The 19,306-nt window shown below is 67.7% G+C and carries 16 protein-coding genes and 1 pseudogene; 13 read left to right on the forward strand and 4 right to left on the reverse strand.

Annotation, left to right across the window (positions count from 1 at the left end; all coding sequences use genetic code 11):
• Positions 1-185: 185 nt before the first annotated feature.
• Positions 186-548 (reverse strand): annotated as a pseudogene (locus HCR12_RS09440) (electron transfer flavoprotein subunit alpha/FixB family protein); the annotation flags it as partial.
• Positions 549-584: 36 nt separating this feature from the next.
• Here HCR12_RS09440 and HCR12_RS09445 point away from each other — a divergent pair.
• The 10 genes from HCR12_RS09445 to HCR12_RS09490 all read left to right on the forward strand — a co-directional run bounded on the left by HCR12_RS09445 (position 585) and on the right by HCR12_RS09490 (position 10,568).
• The gene (locus HCR12_RS09445) at positions 585-1,367 is read left to right on the forward strand and encodes an NAD(P)H-dependent flavin oxidoreductase (protein ID WP_166865752.1); all 783 of its coding nucleotides are present in this window, start codon (positions 585-587) and stop codon (positions 1,365-1,367) included.
• A gap of 69 nt (positions 1,368-1,436) precedes the next feature.
• Positions 1,437-2,012: a hypothetical protein gene (locus HCR12_RS09450; protein WP_166865754.1), complete on the forward strand. Its 576-nt coding sequence runs from the start codon at positions 1,437-1,439 to the stop codon at positions 2,010-2,012.
• A gap of 84 nt (positions 2,013-2,096) precedes the next feature.
• Entirely contained in the window at positions 2,097-3,314 is a 1,218-nt protein-coding gene (locus tag HCR12_RS09455; RefSeq protein ID WP_166865757.1) for a Fic family protein, read from the forward strand.
• Between the two features lie 257 nt (positions 3,315-3,571).
• The gene (locus HCR12_RS13690; protein ID WP_224763394.1) at positions 3,572-3,799 is read left to right on the forward strand and encodes a nitronate monooxygenase family protein; all 228 of its coding nucleotides are present in this window, start codon (positions 3,572-3,574) and stop codon (positions 3,797-3,799) included.
• A 93-nt stretch (positions 3,800-3,892) separates the two neighbouring features.
• Positions 3,893-5,107, forward strand: a complete 1,215-nt coding sequence (locus HCR12_RS09465; RefSeq protein WP_166865760.1) for a Fic family protein — start codon at positions 3,893-3,895, stop codon at positions 5,105-5,107.
• Complete coding sequence (locus HCR12_RS09470; RefSeq protein ID WP_166865762.1) at positions 5,107-5,625, forward strand: DUF1643 domain-containing protein; 519 nt, start codon at positions 5,107-5,109, stop codon at positions 5,623-5,625. The genes HCR12_RS09465 and HCR12_RS09470 overlap by 1 nt, the downstream gene beginning before the upstream one ends.
• A 69-nt stretch (positions 5,626-5,694) precedes the next feature.
• A complete protein-coding gene (locus HCR12_RS09475; RefSeq protein ID WP_166865765.1) occupies positions 5,695-6,339 on the forward strand; it encodes an NAD(P)H-dependent flavin oxidoreductase in 645 nt (214 codons plus the stop codon).
• A gap of 370 nt (positions 6,340-6,709) precedes the next feature.
• On the forward strand, positions 6,710-8,074 hold the full coding sequence (locus HCR12_RS09480; protein ID WP_166865767.1) for a hypothetical protein: 1,365 nt from the start codon (positions 6,710-6,712) through the stop codon (positions 8,072-8,074).
• Positions 8,071-8,643, forward strand: coding sequence for a hypothetical protein (locus tag HCR12_RS13695; protein ID WP_224763395.1), 573 nt, complete (start codon positions 8,071-8,073; stop codon positions 8,641-8,643). The genes HCR12_RS09480 and HCR12_RS13695 overlap by 4 nt, the downstream gene beginning before the upstream one ends.
• A 101-nt stretch (positions 8,644-8,744) precedes the next feature.
• Positions 8,745-10,568, forward strand: coding sequence for a coiled-coil domain-containing protein (locus HCR12_RS09490; RefSeq protein WP_224763401.1), 1,824 nt, complete (start codon positions 8,745-8,747; stop codon positions 10,566-10,568).
• Between the two features lie 170 nt (positions 10,569-10,738).
• Here the strand turns inward: HCR12_RS09490 and HCR12_RS09495 are convergent, their stop codons facing one another.
• Positions 10,739-11,308, reverse strand: a complete 570-nt coding sequence (locus HCR12_RS09495) for a TetR/AcrR family transcriptional regulator (RefSeq protein ID WP_166865771.1) — start codon at positions 11,306-11,308, stop codon at positions 10,739-10,741.
• Between HCR12_RS09495 and HCR12_RS09500 the strand changes: the two genes are divergently transcribed.
• Together HCR12_RS09500 and HCR12_RS09505 are read left to right on the forward strand one after the other, a co-directional pair.
• Entirely contained in the window at positions 11,255-12,592 is a 1,338-nt protein-coding gene (locus HCR12_RS09500) for a zinc-binding dehydrogenase (RefSeq protein WP_166865773.1), read from the forward strand. The two genes, HCR12_RS09495 and HCR12_RS09500, sit on opposite strands and share 54 nt — an antisense overlap.
• 7 nt (positions 12,593-12,599) lie before the next feature.
• Positions 12,600-13,154, forward strand: coding sequence for a histidine phosphatase family protein (locus HCR12_RS09505; RefSeq protein ID WP_166865775.1), 555 nt, complete (start codon positions 12,600-12,602; stop codon positions 13,152-13,154).
• A 114-nt stretch (positions 13,155-13,268) separates the two neighbouring features.
• Here the strand turns inward: HCR12_RS09505 and HCR12_RS09510 are convergent, their stop codons facing one another.
• The gene (locus tag HCR12_RS09510) at positions 13,269-14,204 is read right to left on the reverse strand and encodes a cytochrome b/b6 domain-containing protein (protein ID WP_166865777.1); all 936 of its coding nucleotides are present in this window, start codon (positions 14,202-14,204) and stop codon (positions 13,269-13,271) included.
• A 70-nt stretch (positions 14,205-14,274) separates the two neighbouring features.
• Here HCR12_RS09510 and HCR12_RS09515 point away from each other — a divergent pair, with 70 nt between their 5' ends.
• Complete coding sequence (locus HCR12_RS09515) at positions 14,275-15,747, forward strand: serine hydrolase domain-containing protein (protein WP_166865779.1); 1,473 nt, start codon at positions 14,275-14,277, stop codon at positions 15,745-15,747.
• A gap of 12 nt (positions 15,748-15,759) precedes the next feature.
• Here HCR12_RS09515 and smc read toward each other — a convergent pair whose 3' ends face one another.
• A complete protein-coding gene (gene smc / locus HCR12_RS09520) occupies positions 15,760-19,293 on the reverse strand; it encodes a chromosome segregation protein SMC (protein WP_166865780.1) in 3,534 nt (1,177 codons plus the stop codon).
• Positions 19,294-19,306: the final 13 nt, after the last annotated feature.

Below are 19,306 nucleotides of genomic sequence, written 5' to 3' on the forward strand. Positions count from 1 at the left end.
AGCGCGCCCGCGGCGATGATGACCCGGCGCGAGCGTGGGGGGGGTGGGGATGCTCGCGCCGGGTCGACTCGGGGGATCCATCCGGTCCGCGGAGGTGGGGGTGCCGGATGCAGCGGGCGCTGCGGCGGGTGCTGATGCGGGCTCGGCGTCGCGCGGCAGGCCGCGGCGCGCGGGTCGCGGCTCGCTCATCCGCGGACCTTTCGCGCCTCGAGCTCGGCGATGAGCTGGGGTACGACCGTGAACACATCGCCCACGACACCGAAGTCCGCGACGTCAAAGATCGGGGCGTCGGCGTCGCGGTTGATCGCGACGATCGTCTTGGCGGTCTGCATGCCCGCCTTGTGCTGGATGGCGCCCGAGATGCCGAGCTGCGGCGACACAGAGACGCCTGTCTGCCCCACCTGGGCCGACTGCTCGATGTAGCCCGCGTCGACAGCGGCACGGGAGGCGCCGACGGCGGCGCCGAGCGCATCCGCCAGCTGTTCGACGAGCGCGAAGCTCTCCCGGGATCCGAGTCCGCGACCGCCCGAGACGACGCGCTGGCGCCCGCCGATCTCTTGAAGGAGATCGAGCGCGCCCGCACGATGACCGACAAGCCGATCGGCGTGAACCTCACGATCCTGCCGAGCATCAACCCGCCGCCCTACGCCGAGTACCGCCGCGCCATCATCGACGCGGGCATCACGGTGGTCGAGACGGCGGGCTCGAGCCCCGAGGTGCACATGGACGACTTCGCGTCGGCCGGCATCAAGGTGATCCACAAGTGCACGTCGGTGCGCCATGCGCTGAAGGCCGAAGCGGTGGGTGTGACGGCGGTATCGATCGACGACTTCGAGTGCGCCGGTCACCCCGGCGAGGACGACGTGCCCGGGCTCGTGCTCATCCCGGCGGCGGCGGATGCGCTGTCGATCCCGTTCATCGCCTCCGGAGGTTTCGCCGATGGCCGCGGGTTGGCCGCTGCGCTGACGCTGGGTGCTGACGGCATCAACATGGGCTCGCGCTTCATGTGCACGGTGGAGGCGCCCGTCGCGCAGGCGGTGAAGGAACGGATCGTTGAGGCGTCGGAGCTCGACACCAACCTCATCTTCCGCTCGCTGCGCAACACCGCACGCGTGGCGAAGAACGCGATCTCGGATGAGGTGGTCGAGATCCTGGCGGCCGGTGGCCAGTTCCCCGACGTGCAGCCGCTCGTCGCCGGTGCCCGCGGCCGCCGCGTCTTCGAAGAGGGCGACCTGGACGCCGGCATCTGGACCGTCGGACAGGTGCAGGGCATCATCCGCGACATCCCCACCGCGGGCGACGTCGTGCGGCGCACCGTGGCGGATGCGCAACGGGTGCTGGCGGAGCGGCTGGGGTTGTTCGGGTAGGGGGCTGACAGTGCGGCCGCCGGTTGACGGACATCCCGCTCGGGCGCTCTCCCTCGCTATGGTCGGCGTATGTCTCACGATGCGACGAAGCTCCCGGGGTACTACCGTGACCGCGACGGCGCCCGAGTTCCTCAGAGCGAGGCGATCCAGACGTGGGCCACCTACGCGTTCGACGAGCTCCTCTCGGTCGCCCGTCAGTACGGCGGGTTCGTGACCTACAAAGCCCTCGCGCTCAAGGTGCAAGACCTCTCCGGGGTGCGCACCCGCGTGCTGATCACTCACTGGATCGGCAAGGTGCTGGAAGAAGTGGCGATCCGCGCCAAGGCCGATGGCGAACCTCCCATCACGTCGCTTTGCGTCATGGCCGACGGCACCATCGGGGATGGCTATGCTCGCGCGCCGAGGATCACCGACGACGAGCCAGGCGACGACATCGAGCTCTTTGCGGCGAGGCACCGGCTGCTCTGCTACCAGAAGTACGCAACTGATCTGCCGAGCGACGGCGGCAGCCCCGCTCTCACCCCAGCTGTGCGCAAGGCACGCCTGGCAAGGGAAGCCCACATGAAGCCCGTGGTCGACGAGCCTCGCCCCTGCCCCACGTGCTTCATCCAGGTGTCAGTGGCTGGCGAGTGCGGGTGCGGGTGAGCCGCACCACCAGCAGAGCGCGGATAGACGACGAGCATCGACCATACCGGAGGTTAGGAACCTAAAGTCCGGTATGGTTAGTTCATGTCGAAGGATGCGACGGCGAAACCCTCGCTCGCCTCGAGGTGGCCTCCCACCACTTCCGAGAAGCGACCGTGGCCGCCGCACGATGATGTCGCGATCGCGTCGCGCCGTCAACGGATGCAGGCCCGCGGTGACTACGACGCCGCTGTGCCGCCATTCATCGCCGACGTCCCACTGAGTCTGAACGCGAACGTGCTCGCGGCGGCCGACGACGCCAGCCGTGAGCTCACCCGCTTCGACGCCGAGGTCGGCGTCATCGCGGCACCCTTCGCATCCATCCTGTTGCGCACAGAGTCGGCATCCAGTTCTGAGGTGGAGAACCTCACCTCGAGCGCGAAACAGGTGGCCCTCGTCGAGCTGAATGCCGCATCATCCGCAAACGCCCGACTCGTCGTGGCGAACGTGCGCGCGATGAACGCCGCACTCGACCTCGCTGATGAGATCGACGAAGCAGCCATCATCGCCATGCAGGCGGCGCTGCTGGGAGACAGCGCCCCCGAGCACACCGGTCGCTTTCGCGACCAGCAGGTGTGGATCGGCGGCGGCGGGTTCTCGCCCCACAGCGCGTCGTTCGTTCCTCCCCACCACGAACGTGTGCCCGGACTCATGGCCGACCTCACCCGGTTCTGTCGGCGCACCGATATCCCTGTGCTTGTTCACGTCGCGATCGCGCACGCCCAGTTCGAGACAATCCACCCGTTCCCCGACGGCAACGGCCGCACCGGTCGCGCGCTCATCCAGGGCATGCTCCGCCACGGTGAGGTCACGCGCAATGTGGCAGTCCCCGTCTCGGCCGGACTCCTCGGAAACACCGAGCGGTACTTCGAAGCACTCACCGCATACCGCCGTGGCGACCCGGCTGCCATCGTCGACGCCCTCTCCGATGCAGCATTCCGCGCCATCAGCAACGGCCAACAACTGGTGACAGAGCTCCGCGACATCTCCGACGCCTGGAAGGAACGGATCCCCGCCCGGGCGGGATCCACCACGTCGCGTCTATGGAACCTGCTGCTGAGGCAGCCGGTCATCAACGCCAAGATAGTCGCCACCGAGCTCGGGGTCTCGGAGAGAGCGACCATGGTGGCGATCCGCTCACTGGTCGAGAACGGAGTTCTCGCGCAGACCAACGACTTCGCGCGCAACCGCATCTGGCACGCGCCTGAAGTGCTCGCGGCCCTCGACAGCTTCGGCAGTCGCGCTCGGCGCAACGCTCGGTAGTTCTGCTTTCCGCTCGGACCATCGGCCAGCTGGCCTGGGGCCCTGCTTCCCTCAGTGCTCGTTACTGCGGCGGATTCCCTTCCGCCTCCCGCTCGTCGCCTCCGGCCGCTTCGCCGACGGCCGCGGGTTGGCCGCTGCGCTGGCGCTCGGCGCCAACGGTAAAGAGCGGATTGTGGAGGCATCGGAGCTCGACACCAACCTCATCTTCCGCTCGCTGCGGAACACCGCGCGTCGCCAAGAACGCCGTCTCGGATGAGGTGGTCGCGATCCTCGCGGCTGGCGGCCAGTTCCCCGACCTGCAGCCCCTCGTGGCCGGCGCCCGCGGGCGCCGTGTCTTCGAAGAGGGCAACCTCGACGCCGGCATCTGGACCGTCGGGCAGGTGCAGGGCATCATCCGCGATATCCCCACCGCGGGCGAGGTCGTGCGGCGGACTGTGGCGGAGGCGCACCGGGTGCTGGCGGAGCGGCTGGCGCAGTTCGCCTGAGCGGTCAGTCACGGTGGTGAAACCGAGAATTACCTCCACCTAATTCCCAATTAGGCATTCCAAGTGGGAATTAGGAAGGGTAAAGTCGCAGTTATGAGCGACGATCGCCTCTCCTTCTGGCCAGCCCACGGCATCGAGACCCTCCCGTGGCAGCAGGAAGTGCGCGGCGGCACCCGCGAGGACCGGATGCTGCGGTCCGTCGATGCGACCATCCCGCCTTTCATCCGCGAGCTCGACTACATGCCGCCGCTTCCGGTGACGCTCGACACGGAGAGGGCGTTGCTCGCGGTAGCCCAGGCCGACACGGACGCCGAGGGTCACTCTGCCGCTCTGAGCCGCTTCATGGTCCGCTCTGAGTCCGCCGCGTCGTCCAAGATCGAACGGATCAACGCATCCGCCCGCGACTACGCCAAGGCACTCGCCGGCAACAAGAGCAACATGTCGGCCACCAGCATGGTTGCCGCCTCTACCGCCCTCCATGAGCTGATCACCACGGTTGGCCAGAACGCACGCTTCGACCTCGACTCGCTCATGAGCGCCCACCGCGCGCTCATGGCCGAAGACGCCGACGACGCTGACTACGCCGGGCGGCTGCGCGACATGCAGAACTGGATCGGCGGCAGCGACCGTTCCCCTCGCGACGCACTCCACGTTCCTCCTGCGCCGAAGCGGGTCGAAGAACTCATGGACGACCTGATCGCCTACCTCAACCGGGACGACGTTCCCGTGATGACGCAGGCCGCGATCGGGCACGCCCAGTTCGAGTCCATCCACGCCTTCACCGACGGCAACGGCCGCATCGGCCGTGCCCTCGTTGCCGCCGTACTGCGCCGCCGGGGCGTCACACGCAACGCCGTCATTCCGCTCGCCAGCGGCCTGCTCGCCAGGCGCGACGACTACTTCGCCACACTCGGCCTCTACCGCCAAGGAGACCCGGCGCCGCTCATCCGACTGTTCGCCCAGTCCGCCCGCGCGGCCGCCGAATGCTCCCGCGACACCATCGCCCGATTGAAGGCTATGCCCGGGGGGTGGGCTGCCGAGCTGAAGCCGCGGGCGGGATCCGCTGCGTCCGCCATCATCCAGGCGTTCTACAACCACCCTGTCATGCGAGCCGATGACATTGAAGCCGTCGCTGGTTCTACCGCGGCCGCCTACCGTGCGATCGACCTGCTCGTCGACGCCGGTTTCATCGAGGAGATCACCGGACGCAAGAAGGACCGCGTCTGGGCGGCATCCGAAGTGATGGCCGAGCTCGACGATCTCGACCGCCGCATCCAGGCGGCCATGCACGAAGGGACTCGCCGCTGATGACCGTCGAATGGACCTGGGAGAAAACACCGGACGGGCAGAGCCGGTTCGTGCTGGGCACCGTAGGCGAGAATCCGCTGATCTGCTTCGGCATCAACCCGTCTACCGCAGTGCCCGGCCAGCTGGACCCCACCGTGACACGCGTGAGCAAGCACGCCGCCCGCACGGGACATGACTCGTGGACCATGCTCAACGTCTACCCACAGATCTCCACCGACCCGAAGGGGATGCACCTCGAGCTCGACCCCCAACTCAAGGAGCTCAACGAGAGGCACATTGCCGAGCATGTCGCCGGCCGGTCACTGACGATCATGGCCGCCTGGGGCACGCTCGTTGAGTCCCGCCCGCACCTGCGCCGACTGGCCCACGACATCGCCGCACTCCCCGAACTTGCGAACTGCACCTGGGTCTCGCTCGGCACCACCACCAAGGCGGGCCACCCGAGGCACCCGCTGTATGTGAAGGGCGACGCTCCCCTCATCCCGTTCGACATCGCCACCTACACGACCGCCACCTAAGCACTCCGCCCCCGAACCGCCTCACCATCATCGACGCCGGCATCACGATCGTCGAGACCCGAGGTGCACATGGACGATTTAGCGGGCGCGGGCATCAAGGTGATCCACAAGTGCACCTCGGTGCGCCACGCGCTGAAGGCCGAAGCTGTGGGCGTGACGGCGGTGTCGATCGACGGCTTCGAGTGCGCCGGTCACCCCGGCGAGGACGACGTGCCGGGCCTCGTGCTGATCCCCGCGGCGGCGGATGCGCTGTCGATCCCGTTCATCGCCTCCGGAGGTTTCGCCGACGGTCGAGGCCTGGCCGCTGCACTGGCGCTCGGTGCTGACGGCATCAACATGGGCTCGCGCTTCATGTGCACCGTGGAGGCGCCCGTCGCGCAGGCGGTGAAAGAGCGGATCGTGGAGGCCGCGGAGCTCGACACCAACCTCATCTTCCGCTCGCTACGCAACACCGCCCGCGTCGCCAAGAACGCCGTCTCGGACGAGGTGGTCGAGATCCTCGCCGCCGGCGGCCAGTTCCCCGACGTGCAGCCCCTCGTCGCCGGTGCCCGCGGACGCAAGGCCTTCGAAGAAGGCGACCTGGACGCCGGCATCTGGACCGTCGGCCAGGTGCAGGGCATCATCCGCGACATCCCCACCGCGGGCGAGGTCGTGCGCCGCACCGTGATCGAGGCGCAGCGAGTGCTGACGGAGCGACTCGTGCAGTTCGGGTAGGGGCTGGGAAGCGGCTCGTCCAGCACTCGTTAAGAAGATCAACGGGACCCAGCATCGACTCACCAGCCTGCGTCGCGGATTTACTAGCGACCCGCTTGCGTCCGTGATGCTGAGCTGGCGCATAGTCCGTCCCGCGCCGAGCTTTGAGAACTTTTCATAACCGTGCAAGGCCCGCTGGCCGGCACATGGCGGCTGGGGAGCGGATGCAGTGCATGCACTCCTCGCTCCGCCACTGTCCGCGCGCTCCTCTCCGGCCCCAACCGCCGTGTGACGACGGATGCGAGACCAAGAGGAGAATTCCACTAGTTTGAGTCCTCACGCGTGTTCGGTATCGCAATCGGTTGTCAGATAGCTGACGGGGGGAGCTGCATTGGGAGAGGCAGACGCACTGCTGCAAATCGACGTCACTGACGACGTCGGAGCTCGCACCGCCGACCTTTTTCATTGGCAGGCTGCGATGGCAACGGCCGATGGAATCGCTGCAGTTCTAATGGAGCTGGACGGGAACCTGGACGTACCGCAGGAATCTACATCGGCGATCGTTTGCGAACATCACGAAGACTGGGTTGTGCGCGTTGCGGATCAACTCGAGATCGTGTCAGCTAAGCATCGCGAACCAAGCGTTGGCACGTGGGCCTCGATAACCGTGTTGATAGGCGACGGTGGGATTGGGCATCTGTTCACGAGGTGGCTTCGGCTGGACCGCAAAGTCTCCGCTCGTCTCGTCTCGTGCGCCGCGCTGAGCAATGGCGAACCCTCTGAACTATCGGACTGCATTGCGCTGCTCCGTCGCGCGACGTCGGGGGCGAACCTCACCGACGCCGAAGAGGAGCTGGTCGACAGGTGCGTCGACAAGTTCAGTCGGGCGATAATGATGTACCGCAAGGAGCTGCCGCTCGAGTGGCAGGCGCCGAAAGACGCGCGCGCGAAACAACTCGATCCGCCCCGCGAGTTGCATGATGCAGTTCGGGCGTTCCTCGTCGTATTGAACTTTGACGTCGCGCGGCCCAGCAGAGAGTTTGCCCCTCACGCTGCGCCGGGTCTCTACGCAGCACCGCTGGCGCTCAAGATGAACCAGCCGGCAGCGCTCGCGCCGATTATCTGGAGCGCTGTCCTTCGCTTGTTCGAAGTTCGAATGCGAGCTCGCGGCTCAACAGAACGGGGCGGACTCCCGAAGGTGGCCGCGACCGTCGCCCGTGGTGATCGCGTCGTTGAATCTGATGAACTTGAGCCGCGGACTGTGACGACCCGGGACATCCTGCTTGCCGCCCGCAGCGCGATCCAAAATCCAGGCGCTTACATGCCTCTCGCTCGCCCGGCGAAACTTACGAAGCTGAGCGTGAAGATGGCTAACGGCGGATGCGCGGACACAAGCATCGCCCGTGCCGAACGGCTGAAGCTCGACTTTGCCCGTTATCGCAGGGCGAGAGAAGCCACGGTGCCGGGAAGCTCAGCGGAGCGAGCCGCCATCGAGCGACATCTGTTACGGATTGCCGATGAGGAAACTGCGCGCTCACGGACTGCCACCGGCCGATGGGGCGCAGATCTGTGGGGAGCGATGTCTGCCCGCCTATCCGACGCTCCCCCGCAGCACCTCTCAGCGGGTCTCGATGGCGAGCTCGCTCTTGGAGGGGTCGCAGATCTCGCGTCACGTTGCCAGGTGTGGTTCAGCCCTGGGTTCGATGTCGACGGCGCGATCGCCGCCGAGAAGAAGCTCCGAGCGCAGACATCATGACTACTGACCCGATAGCGGATCACCTATCCGCCCTGCGGGAGGACCTCGCGTACCACCAGACTCGCGTGCTTCTTCTAGTAGCCGCCGTAAGCTCCACGGATGGTCACGCCCGCAAGCTCGACGGCCTTACCAAGCTCGCCAAACTCGACTTTCTGACCCGATATCCCGGACTCGCTTCGGTCGTACTTCCGAGCCTCGCAAGCATGCAAGATCGCCTGCATCTCTCTGAGTCCGAAATACTCAAACCCACCGACGTGGCGGATCCGATGATTCGTTACAAGTACGGACCGTGGGATGACCGCTATTACCCAATCATCGGCTCTCTCGTCGGCCGGAACCTTGTCAGATACGTGCGAGGTCGACAAGGCAGCGTCGCCCTCGCCCCCACGCCGGCAGGAAAGAAGCTGGCCTCTGAGATGGCCACCCTCCCGCAGTGGCGCGCCGTCCAGTCACGGTGCGAGGCAGTCGCTGCGGCGTCCGCAGGGCTTACAGGCAACGCTTTGAAGGAACTTATTTATCGACGGCTCGCTGAGCTGATGAACCGACCGCACCGTGAGTTGATCAAATGACCACCCCCTTTCGCCTTGAGTCCGTGGTAGTTCGCACAGTAGATGGCGGCGTCGCATACGAGTTCCCATCGGCACTAACCGTCTTGGCTGGAAGTGTAGGGGTGGGCAAGAGCACCCTCTTCGAGCTCATCAAGCATGCACTCGGCGGGACCGCATTGCTTGCCGAGGTAGTCCGCACAGGCGTGCTTGAGGTGTCCGTTGACATCAGGATCGGATCGAACCGCCTTCTTCTCACAAGACCGATCGATTCTGAAAACTCCTCGGTAGTGCGCGTAAGAGACCTTACTGAGCAACTAGACCTCGAGGATCACTACACAGACAAGCGTGAGCCCAGCATCAGTTCGCTGCTGCTCTCATCGATGGGCGTTCCGGACGACATGCGCGCCGCATCGAAGGCGTCTAACAGCACCAAGCAAGGTGCACGCATCTCTTTCGCCGACATCTTCAAGTACATGTACGTCTCTCAGGGCGATATCAACAAGGAGATAGCGGGCAGTGAGGACAGCTGGTACACGCCAAAGCGCAAAGCGGTTTTCGAGCTGCTGTTTGGATTGACGAATCCTTCGATTCTTGACCTTCAGTCGTCCGTAGCGAGGTTGAGAGGCGAGCACGAAGACGCACAGCGGGAGCACGCAGTTGTGCTCCAGTTCCTTGCCGATAGTGGAGCCCAGTCTCGCTTCGAGGCGGACGCGAACCACGCTAATGCGCAGGCGCAAATTCGCGAGTCGTCCGCCGAACTCGATGCGCTTCGTGAAGCCATCCAACCGGCGATCGACAGAGAAACGCGCACCCTTCGAGATCTTCTAGGCGAAGCGGAAAAGAGTCTCGCCGAGGCCGCCAATGCGAAGTCGCTCACCGAACAACAACGGGCCGATTTCGCTGCCGAGCGCGCGCACGTCAAGCAAGATATAGCTCGACTGGAACGCATGGCTAGCGCGGGGGAACGCCTGGCTCAGATCGAGTTTTCTGTATGCCCGCGGTGCATGCAAAGCCTGAAGGCGCGTGAGGCGCCGCCGAAGCTCTGCCGATTGTGTCTGCAGGATGATCCGCTAGCTGTCGCCGAGCCGTCTCACCACACGACCTACGAGCTATCCCACCTAAAGGAACAAGAGCTGGAGTTGGAGACTCAAGTTCTGGCCTTGGCTGAAGAGCTCGTATTGACGGAGCAGACGTTCGCTGATCGCTCGCGTCTGGTGGAGGAGCTATCGCGAGCAATTCAGGATCGAACACAGAACCGGATCACCCCCCAGCTGCAGGCGTATACGGATGCCACAGCACGACTTGCGAACGCGGAAGGGCGATCACGACAACTCGAGCAGATCTTGAAATTCTGGGATCGCGCGGACGATCTTGAATCACACGCGGCGGGTCTAGGCACAGAACTAAGTCGCCTCCAGCATGAGCTGGATGTGAGTGCAGGCATGCTCGCTAAACGGCGAGGCGAGATATTCACCGAGCTTGACGATGAGTTCGCGGAGAACGTCGCGGCAATCGGCGTCCCTGGGGTACGGTCCGCCAGGATAGATCGCGATAACTACTTGCCGGTGTTGAACGACCAGGCTCTGAAAGACTTCAGCCCGGTAGGCGGCGTGAGGACAGCCACCCAAGTCGCGTACTGGGTGACCCTCCTGAACGTGGCGCTGCGGAGGCGAGACACGCTGTTCCCGGCGTTCTTACTCATCGACAGCCCGCGAACCTCTCTCAACGATAACGACGAACTCTCGGCCGCACTTTACCGTCGACTTGTCACCGCCGCGGATGCCGCTGATGGTCGCGTGCAACTGATCATCGGCGACAACGAGCTGCCTGCGGCGTACCGTCGGGACTACGCCCAGATGGACTTCGATTACGATCACCCGACTATCGCCACAATCCCCCACCCCGGTCGGGAAGCTGTCAAGACCATCGCGGGCGAGTCAGCCTGAGCGTGCGCCTGGCCGGAATCGCCGGATGGACCGAATTCAGAGGAGACCAATTCCTGTTGGCGATCGCGAGCGCGCGCTCGGAGAGCTACTGACCACGCTTGGCTATCAGCCGAGCACGTGGTGGGGTCCGGAATCCCCCACTCCCGACCGACTCAGCGGGCCCGCGACCCCTACCCCCGCGCGAACGTCCCGTACCGCACCATGTCCTGGGCCCCGCGCACGAGGTCTTCGAGTGAGCGGGTGCGGGGGTTCCACCACTCCACGGCCCAGTTCATGGCGCCGAGCAGCAGCAGGCGGAAGACGTTGATGTCGAGCTCGGGGCGCAGCTCGCCGGCCTGCTGGGCGGCGTGGAACAGTTCGCGCCAGAAGCGGCTGTACTCGCCCTCTTCGGCCGCGGGGCGCACCCGCAGGTGCTCGGGCACCTGGCCGGCGTTGCGCACGGATGCGGTGGTGTAGTCGGAGATCGTGAGCTCGTAGCGCAGGTGGGCTTCGACAGCGGCGAGCAGCCGCTCCCCCGGCGTCACGCCCTCACCGAGCGCTGCGATCACCTCCTCCACGTGCACGCGCACGCGGTGGGCGCCCGCCCACATCACCTCTTCGACGAGCGCGTCGCGCGACTCGAAGTAGTAGTAGATGGCCGGCGCCTGCACGCCGGCGACCTCGGCGACATCCGCGAGGGCGACCGCGTGCTGCTGACGTTCGCGTCGTGCGGCTCGTGCCGTGCCTGCGGCGACGGGCATCCGAGCCTGTGCGCACGTTTCGCCGAGCTCAACTACGCCACCCCGCCCGATTACACGACCGAGGCGGGCACGGCCTCCGGCGGCTGGCTCGGCCGGTCGTCGTGGGCGTCGGCGGTGGTCGCGCACGAGAGCGCGGCCGTGGTGCTGCCCGACGGTGTGCCGTGGGATGTCGCGGCGGCGCTCGCCTGCGGCGTGCTGACAGGCGCCGGCACGGTGTTCACCGTGCTCGAGCCCGGGCCGCGCGACGCTCTGCTCGTGATCGGCGCCGGAACCACCGGGCACGCGGCCGTCATGGCGGCGCGGGTGCGGGGCGTCGCGCGCATCGTCGTGAGCGAGCCGTCCGAGGTGCGCCGCGCGCTCGCGCGCCAACTCGGCGCGACGGATGCCGGGGAGCCCGCCGAGGTTGAGACGCTGCTGCGCGGATCGCCCGCGACGCACGCGCTCGACACCGTCGGCTCGCAGGAGGCGCTCGATTCGGCGCTGCGCGAGCTCGCGACGGGCGGCACGTGCGCGACCGTCGCGCTGCGCCCCGGCCGCAACATGCTCGAGGTGTCGCAGAGCGCCCTGCTCTGGGGCCGCCGCCTGGTGGGCGTCATCGAAGGCGATGCGGTGCCCGAGCGCGACGTCAGCCGTCTCGCCGCGCTGTGGGCCGCGGGGCTGTTCCCCGTCGAGCACCTCATCTCGCGCTATCCGTTCGACGCGATCGAGCGCGCCCTCGCGGATGCCGGCGAAGGTCACGCGGTCGTGAAGCCCGTGCTGCTGTTCGGCGACGGCGAGCTGCCGGATGCCGCCCCGCATCCGTGGCGCTCCCCCGCCGAACTCGCCCGCGCCGGCGAGCTGCGCGAGACCGACCTGCCGGGCCTCTGGCGATCGCTGCCGCCCGTGCGTCCCGACGAGCTGCGCGGCCTCTGGCGCGGCTGGGGACTCTCGCCCACGCAGCGGATGTCGCGTGTGCTCGCGCGCCACGACTGGTTCGGCAAGCTCTTCGCATCCGCCGACGACGTCGCGCCCATCGTGGTTCGGCGCGACGGCGCCCTCCACGAGGATGCGGCGCTCGCCCGCGGCAGTGCGAGCATCCGCTGGGGCGTGCACGAGGGACTCACGACCGCCGCGATGGTCTACGACCACCTGCCGATCGTCGACCTCTTCGTGCGGCTCGACGCCGACACCGTCCTCGGGGTCATGACGGGCCGCGATGCCGCCGACGATGGGCACCTCTTCCACTTCGCGCTCGAGCGGGCCGAGTCGCACCCCGTCCGGAGGGCCCAACCCGACCCGGCATGATGGAAGCATGACCCTCGCCTTCATCCGTCATGGCCAGACCGAGTGGAATCGCCAGGGACTGATGCAGGGCTCGACCGACATCCCCCTCAACGACACGGGGCGTCAGCAGGCGCGCGACGCCGTCGCGATGCTCGACGGATGGGACTGGGACGTCATTGTGAGTTCGCCGCTGTCGCGCGCCCGCGAGACGGCGCAGATCGTGGCCGACGGCCTCGGGCTCGAGCTCGGCCCCGCCTACGACGACCTCGTGGAGCGCGACTACGGGCCGTGGGAGGGCGCCCCCAGCAGCGAGATCATGACGCGCTGGCCCGACCGCAGCTACCCGGATGCCGAGACGCTCGACCACATGGTGGGGCGCGGGCTGCGGGCGCTCGAGCAGATCGACGCCGACTTCCCTGGCAAGAACGTCGTGGTGGTCTGCCACGGCTCGATCGCCAAGTACGTGCTCCGCCACCTCACGGGATACCCCGTCGATGTGGTGACCAACGGGTCCGTCTCCGCGATGGAGCGTGTGGGCGACGCCTGGCGAGTGCTCACCGTCAACGGCGAGCGCGTCGCCTAGCTGCCACGCCACGGCGGAGCGCCGAGCGGGCAGAATCGGCTGGAAAACGAGCCGCGGAACAGCAGTTTGCGCCCACTCGGCGAGAGCGAGCGCGGATGCGAGCGAGCGCGCCGCCTAGCGGATCGTGACGTCGCCGAAGCGCCGGCCGATCCAGGCGATCACGGAGGTGCGCGCGAGCAGCCATCCGGCGACGAGCACCACGAGCGAGCCCGCGAACACCGCGAAGCCCCACCAGCTGACATCGTCGCGCGAGGCGTACATGTGGTTGAGGTTGCGCAGCACGCCGGTGGTGAGCACGAGCAGCACGTGCACGATCACGAACGCCACGAAGTAGATCATCACCGGGAAGTGCAGCTTCTCGGCCCACGCGTACGGCACCTTCGCGAGACGCCCTTCGCGCGGCCACCACGCCGACATCCGCGCGCCCGAGGCGATCGCGAGCGGCGCCGCGACGAACACCGTGACGAAGTAGGCGAGCTGCTGGGCGCTGTTGTAGTTCACCCAGCTGTTCTCGGTCGGCCAGTCGAAGCTCGCGTACTGCAGCAGCGCGGAGATCGCGTTCGGAAACACGTCCCAGCTGGTGGGCACGATGCGCATCCACTGGCCGGTTGCGAACAGCAGCACGACGTAGATCACGCCGTTCGCCACCCACAGCACATCGAGCCCCTGGTGAAACCACACGGTGAGGCTCATGCGGCGCTTGCGCACCTTACGGGACGACCACAGCGCCTTGGGAGTCTTCGTGCGGCGGATCTCCCACCCCGTTCGCACGATGAGCACGAGCAGGAAGATGTTGAAGAAGTGCTGCCAGCCGAGCCATGCGGGCAACCCGACGGGGGCATTCTCGGGCAGCGGATACGAGCCCGGGTAGGCGGCGAGGAACTCGATGACCGGGTCGAGCGTGCGCATCCAGCGGGCGATCGCGACGACGATGATGGCGAACACGAGCAGCGCGGCCCCGCCGACGGCCCATCGGATGCCGCGTCGCCGCTTCACATGCGCCGCGGGTGCGGCTGCCTCGCCGCGATCCGGCGTTCGGTCATTCGTCATGCGTCCTCCCTGACGATCTTGGCACGCCGAGGCTGGGGTTTCGGTCGCGAACGGGTCTACCCTTGCCTGCATGAACGACGTGGTTCTGCGCACCAGTTCTCCGGAGGCGCAGGGAGTCGACGTCTCGACCCTCCGCGCCCTCCTCGACGAGCTCGATTCGGCTCTCGACTCGCTGCACAGCTTCGTGCTCGTGCGGCACGAGAGGCTCGTGGCGGAGGCGGCGTGGGCGCCGTACACGACCACACGCCCGCACACGCTCTACTCGGTGAGCAAGAGCTTCACCTCGTCGGCGGTGGGGCTCGCGGTCAGCGAGGGTCTGCTGAGCGTCGACGACCGGATCGTGCAGCACTTCCCCGAGCAGGCTCCCCCGAACGTCGACGCGCGCCTGCTCGACCTGCGGGTGCGCCACCTGCTCACGATGACGACCGGGCACACGGAGGACAGCACCGATGCGCTCCTGCGGACGGGCGCGGGCGACTGGGTGCGCACGTTCCTCGCCCAGCCCTTCAAAGCAGACCCGGGCACGACGTTCCTCTACGACACCGGCGCGAGCTTCGTGCTCTCGGCGCTCGTGCAGAAGGTCACCGGGCAGCGGCTTCTCGACTACCTCCGACCGCGCCTGCTCGATCCGCTCGGGATCACGGATGCCACCTGGGAGCAGAATCCGCAGGGCATCGACATGGGCGGATTCGGCCTCTCGATCTCGACCCGCGACATCGCCGCCTTCGGGCTCATGCTGCTGCAGGGCGGCACCTTCCGCGGCGGCGAGGTGCTGCCAGCCGACTGGGTCGAGATAGCGACCTCACCGCTCGTGCCGAGCGTCGGCGAATCGATCGACTGGGACCTCGGCTACGGCTACCAGTTCTGGACGAGCACGCACGGCTTCCGCGGCGACGGCATGTTCGGGCAGTTCTGCCTCGTCCTGCCGGAGGACGACGCCGTCATCGCGATCACTGCGAGCCTGCAGAACATGCAGAAGGTGCTCGACATCATCTGGCACCACCGCGCAGCGCTGTTCGCCGGCGCAGCTGCGAACGCGGAGGATGAGGGCGAGCCTGCAACGTTCGCCTTCGAGGTGCCGTCGCCGAAGGCCCACCCCGAGATGCCGTTCGCTGCCATCGACCTGGTGCACTACCGCCTCGACGCACCCGATTGGCCGAGCGCCCCCGACACTCTGGCCCTCCACTCGACCCCCGACGGTGCGACGATGCTGCTCGGCTACGACGGGGTCGAGTCGAAGATCGTCTACGGGGTCGACGAATGGGTGCCGAGCACCATCACCTTCGAGGGCCGCAGCAACGTGCCGGTGTTCGCGCGGGGCGCGTGGGTCGGCGAGGAGGAGTTCCAGGGGCGGGTGCTCTCGGCCGGGGGGCCGCACGGTGTCGAGCACACGATCCACTTCCTCCCGGATGACACCCTCGTGTGGACCTCGCGCGACCTCGTCTCATTCGATCCCATCGTCGAGCACCGCGCGACCGGCGTGCCCTACCGGCCGCCCGTCATCCAGGAGCCGCCGCAGAGCGGACGCATCGCCGCACTCTGACGCGGCCCTCGATCAGCTCGCGCGCTCCTCCGGGGCGGCGACGCGCTGACCGACGACGGCGCTCACGCCGTCCTGGCGCATCGAGACGCCGTAGAGCGCATCCGCGGTCTCCATCGTGCGCTTCTGGTGCGTGATGATGATGAGCTGCGAGTTGGCGCGCAGACGCTCGATCACGCTCAGCAGTCGCCCGAGGTTGGCGTCGTCGAGCGCCGCCTCCACCTCGTCGAGGATGTAGAACGGGCTCGGGCGCGCCGTGAAGATCGCGAACAGCAGCGCGACAGCCGCGAGCGAGCGCTCACCACCCGACAGCAGCGACAGACGCTCGATCTTCTTGCCCGCCGGTTTGACGGTCACCTCGATGCCCGTGAGCAGCATGTCGTCGGGGTCGGTGAGGTGCAGCGATCCGGTGCCGCCCGGGAAGAGCATCGGGAACACCTCGTCGAAGGCGGCCTTGGTGTCGGCGAACGCGGCGGCGAAGATGTCCTTCATCTTCTCGTCGATCTCTTCGATGATCGTGAGGAGATCCTTGCGCGTCGCGGTGAGGTCGGCGAGCTGTTCGGTGAGGAACTTGTGACGCTGCTCGAGGGCGGCGAACTCCTCGAGAGCGAGCGGGTTCACCCGGCCGAGCTGCGCGAACTTGCGCTCGGCGCGATCGAGGCGCGCCTTCTGCTTCGCGCGGTCGTAGGGCTCGGTCTGCGGCTCGGCGTCCTCGTCGTCATCCTCGGATGCCGCGGGCACGTCGACGGGAACGGGCACCTCGGGGCCGTACTCGGCGACGAGCACATCCTCCACGAGTCCGAGCTCGTCGGCGGCACGCTCGAGCAGGCTCGACAGGTGCAGCTTCTTCTCGTATGCCTGCATCTCGAGGCCGTGCACGTTCTCGTTGAGGGCCTGCAGACGCTCGCGCAGCGCGGCTTCGCTGCGCCGCAGCTCGGTGAGCTCCTCGTTCTGCTTCGCGCGTTCCGCTTCGGCGGCGGCGAGCGCGACGCGTGCCTCGGCGAGCGAACGATCGGCGGTGTCGAGGGCTGCGGGCAGCAGTTCGAGCACACCCTGCGCGGCATCGATCTGGTGGCGACGGATGACGGCGAGGCGGGCGGCCTCTTCCGCGGCCGCTCGCTCAGCCTCCATGCGGCGCTTCATCTGCTCCGCCTGGTCGCGCTGGGCGCGCACGCGCTCGCGTGCCGTCTCGAGTTCGACGCGCGCGCTCACCTCGGTCGCGCGGGCGGCCTCGAGCTCGGCGAGCATCCCGTCGCGAGCGGAGACGTCGAGGATCGGGCGCGGGGTCGCGGCGTGCGCGTCGCGGTCGCCTGTGGCGCGCTCGACGGCGGAATCCGCGGCGGCCACCTGGTCGGTGAGACCCGCGAGGGCCTCCGCGAGTCGCTCGCTCTCGGCGACCGCGGCTTCGAGCTGCATGCGCGAACGCCCGAGGGCTTCGCTGCGTTCGGCGAGACGCGCCTCGAACTGCTTGAGGGCGGTGGAGGCCTGCACGAGGTCGATGCGGGCGAGGTCGAGCTGCTCGCGCTTCTCGGCGAGCTCCTGCGCGAGACGCTCGATCGTGGTGGTGACGCCCACGAGCTTCTCCTGGGCGGCGTCGCGCTCGGCGAGCAGCTCGATGCGGCTGCGTCCGCCCGCGGATCCGCCCCGCAGCACGTGCTCGGCGAGCACGTCGCCTTCGCGCGTGATGACGGTGATGCCGCCGAGCTTGGCGAGCGTCGGCCACGCGGTGCGCGCGGCGTCAAGGCTGTCGGCGACCACGAATCCGGCGAGCACGCCGCGGATGCCGTTGGGGCCTGCGACGAGGCTCGCGGCCGAGCGGATGCCGGCTGGCAGCCCGGTGGGGTCGGCGGGGGCAGCGGCGTCGGCGACGACGATCTCGACGCGCCCAGCCTCCACGCCCTTCGCGTGATCCAGGGCCGCGACACCGGCTTCCCAGGTGTCGGCGAGCACCGCGTCCGCGAGGCTGCCGAGGGCGGCGGCGATCGCCGCCTCGAAGCCCGACTCGACCTTGATGTGCTCGGCGACGATGCCGCGGATGCCGTCGAGGCCGATGATCTGCTGCGAGCCGTCTTTCTGGTCGGTGGCGAGCGTGAGGGCGCTGGTGCGTGCGGCGAGTGCGTCGCGTTCGCGCTCGGAGGTGTGCAGCTCGTCGCGCAGGGCGTCGACCTTCTGCTGCAGCTCGGCGACCGCCTGCTCGGCCTTCTCGACCGCGCCCGCGAGCTCGGTGTCCTCGGTCGCGCCTTCCTCGTCGCCTTCGAGCGACACGAGCTCGGCGCGCGCCTGCTCGCGGCGCTCCTCCGCTGCGGCGAGCGCCGCCTTCTGGCGTTCGAGCTGGGCGACCGTCGCCGCACGGCGTTCCTCGGCGGCGCGCACAGCTCCGGAGAGGCGCCCCTGCTCGAGGTCGTGCTGGCTCACGAGGGCCGACTGAGCGCTGATCTCCTCGTCGAGCGAGTCGAGGCTCGCGCGCGCCGTGGCGGTGGCGGCGGTCGCGCGGCCGAGCACCTCGGTGGCAGCGGCGATGCCGGCTTCGAGACGCTTCGCCTCGGCGAAGGCATCCGCGACCGCCGACTCCGAGAGCGTCTGACTCATCCCGGGAAGCTCGGACTGCTGACTCAGCAGCGAGAGACGCTGGTTGGCGAGCGTGAAGAGCGAACGCAGGCGATCCTGCACCTGCTCGAGGCCGAACGCCACCTGGCGCGCCTCGTCGACCGCGTCGCCCGTCATCGACTGCTCGATGCGGTTCTGGCGCAGCTTCGACTGGTCGAGCTGCTCCTGCAGCACCACGCGCTCCGTCTTGCGCTCCGACTCGCTGCGGGTCACATTCGTGATCGCATCGCGCAGCTCGACAACCTCGTCGGCGAGCAGGCGCGCGCGGGCATCGCGCACGATCGCGGCGATCGTCTGTGCTTCCCGCGCAATCTGCGCCTGCTGGCCGAGCGGCTTCAGCTGGCGACGGATCTCGCCTGCGAGATCCGAGAGACGCGTGAGGTTGGCCTGCATCGCGTCGAGCTTGCGGAGAGTCTTCTCCTTGCGGCGGCGGTGCTTGAGGATGCCGGCGGCCTCCTCGATGAAGCCGCGGCGGTCCTCGGGGGTCGCGTGCAGCACGCGGTCGAGCTGACCCTGGCCGATGATGACGTGCATCTCGCGGCCGAGACCGGAATCCGAGAGCAGCTCCTGCACATCCAGCAGACGGCACTGCTCGCCGTTGATCGCATACTCGCTGCCGCCGTTGCGGAAGAGGGTGCGCGAGATCGTGACCTCGCTGTACTCGATCGGCAGCGCGCCATCCGCGTTGTCGATGACGAGCTGCACCTCGGCGCGGCCGAGCGGACCGCGCGTCGCGGTGCCGGCGAAGATGACGTCCTCCATCTTGCCGCCGCGGAGCGTCTTGGCCCCCTGCTCGCCCATCACCCACGCGAGCGCGTCGACCACGTTCGACTTACCGGATCCGTTCGGGCCCACGACACAGGTCACGCCCGGTTCGAACGCGAAAGTGGTCGGCTGGGCGAACGACTTGAATCCCTTGAGGGTCAAGCTCTTCAGATGCACCCTGCGGCCTCCT

The organism is Salinibacterium sp. ZJ70 (assembly GCF_011751865.2).
GTDB lineage: Bacteria > Actinomycetota > Actinomycetes > Actinomycetales > Microbacteriaceae > Homoserinibacter.